Annotated in this window: 1 protein-coding gene; it reads right to left on the reverse strand. The window is 67.0% G+C overall.

The features are described from left to right. Positions 1-496: 496 nt before the first annotated feature. Entirely contained in the window at positions 497-2,122 is a 1,626-nt protein-coding gene (locus tag EBE87_RS28125; protein ID WP_122140313.1) for an MFS transporter, read from the reverse strand. Between the last annotated feature and the right edge of the window lie 151 nt (positions 2,123-2,273).

A 2,273-nucleotide genomic window follows, 5' to 3' on the forward strand; every position in this document is an offset into this window, starting at 1 on the left:
CCTCGCCAGGTACAAAGCAGCGGTGAGGCCGGCTGGGCCGCCCCCTACAACAAGGCAGTCCAGCACGTCTTCGCCCGATCCTACCATGGTGATAGCTCCGCGATCTTCTCGTTGACATGAGTTAAGCAGACGCGACGCTGGGAACCATCTCCTACCTTCATCATCGTCTGCTTCTCTTGGGCCTCAAGTGGCGGAGCTGATGTATCCTGCGCAAGCTGAACATGATGGGAGGAAGCGAGTTGCGGCCGCCTATGGCCGAATTGAGCAGGCTGCTGTCGCAATGAGCGTCTAGCGCCGATTCCGGCCGACGAGGCTTAATCCCGAGCGAGAGCATCCGCCCCCCGCCTCTACTCTCCCCGGCGACGTTAACTGGAAACCTGCCCTGTCCCGAGCAACCGGCATATTCAGCCTGCTTCGGGCGCCTCAGCGTTTTGCCGTTTTTGCGGCCATCTTGGCCGAGGGGTTTCCGTCCCTTGGTTTCGCCCGTGGCGCCCATTCATGGCTCGATGTTCAGGTGCCGGGAGGCCTCTGGCCCCTGCCCGCCACGGTGCATTTCCGCGACAAGGGCCAGCGCCGCCTTGTCCACCTCGTCCAGCCGGACCGCGTGCCGCAGGTAGTCGGTCCAGGAATCCACGGCCCAAAGCTCAGTGAAGTAATCGGGCCGGGCAAGATCGCGGTAGAGCCTCCAGCCAGCCGCACCCGCTCGCAGGCGGACCTCCCGGACGTGCCTCATTGCTGCCAGGAAGGCGTCCAGATCACCGGGATCGACCTGGTAGCGGACCACCTCGAGCACCCGCCCTGAGTTGTTGTGCAGCAGCTCCTTCAGAGCAGACGCCGGCGCCTCGGGCGTGGGCATGGTAGCGGCTGCCCGGCCCCGCCGTGCCTTGACCCGATGAGCCATGTCCTGCGCGAAGTTCACCAGGCGCCAGGGCCGTGCGGCCACCGCGGCGACGGCGCCGCTGCCGGCACAGAGGGCCAGGGCGGTCGGCACGCCCACTTTGGTCCCCACCCATCCCCACAGGAGCGACCCCACAGCCAGAGCGCCGAAAAATGCGAGGTGATAGACGCCAAGGGCCCGGGCACGGACCCAGGCCGGAGCAGTCATCTGCGCGGCAGCACCCAGGGTGCTGCCTGCGGCGAGCCAGGCTGCGCCGAAGATCAGGACGGCAACGGCCGCAGGCGCCCAGTGCCGGGAGAGCCCGAGCAACGCCATGGCTGCGTAGGCCAGCAGAGAGGCGAAGAACACCAGCCGCCCCTGCGACAGGCGGTCCCTGATCATGGGGAGTACCGTCCCTGCAGCCACTGCGCCGAAGCCAGCCACACCTAGCATCAACCCAAAGGCCGCCGGACCCAGGCCGAGCCCTTCCCGGATCACCAGTGGCATCAGTGCCCACACAGCCGAGGCGAAAAAGAAAAAGGCGCAGGCACGCAGGATCGCCGCACGCATGGCTGGTACGGCGATGGCGAAGCGCAGCCCGGCGCGCACCGCGGACGGAAGGCGCTCCGGCGGAAGGTGGGAGCGGCGCTGCGCAGGGCGGCGCCAGGCGATCAGCGCCCAGAGCAGGGCCAGGAAGCCGACGGCATTCAAGGCAAAGGCTGCGGTCGGACCTGCCGCCGCCATCACGAAGCCGCCGAGCGCCGGCCCCAATGCGCGTGCCAGATTGAAGCCCACGCCATTCAGGGCGACCGCCTGCACAAGGTCATCGTGCGGTACCAGCTCGGGTGTCGCCGCTGCCCAGGCGGGGAAGATCACGGCGGTACCCATGCCGATCGCGACGGTCAGGACCAGCAGGCCCCAGGGGTCCAGCAGGCCAAGGACCGCCAGTACGGCGAGGAGCAAACCGACCGCGGCGATCCAGATCTGCGCCTCGATGAGGGTGGCACGCCGGTCAAGGATATCGGCCAATGCGCCGCCGGGCAGGGCGAACAGGAAGACAGGTAGCATGGCGGCCGCTTGCACCAGGCTGACCATGACAGGCGAGGGAGCGAGCGAGGTCATCAGCCAACCGGCGCCGGTGTTCTGGATCCAGAGCCCAGTGTTGCTGGCGAGGTTGGCGATCCAAAGCGCTCGGAATGCCGAATGGCGAAGCGGAGCAAAAGCAACGACGGGAGATGATGACATGGGACGCCTGGGGCGGGAGGTCTGGTGGCCTGCAGGCCTGCTCGTCCACCCGGGGGTATATACGTGTCGGCATTGTCACGTTGTTTGATGGCCAGACGAGTTTGACCGCAGGACGGAGCTTGCGCGACGTCACGCCGCCATCTGGACACAC

This window comes from Teichococcus wenyumeiae, assembly GCF_003696345.1.
GTDB lineage: Bacteria > Pseudomonadota > Alphaproteobacteria > Acetobacterales > Acetobacteraceae > Pseudoroseomonas > Pseudoroseomonas wenyumeiae.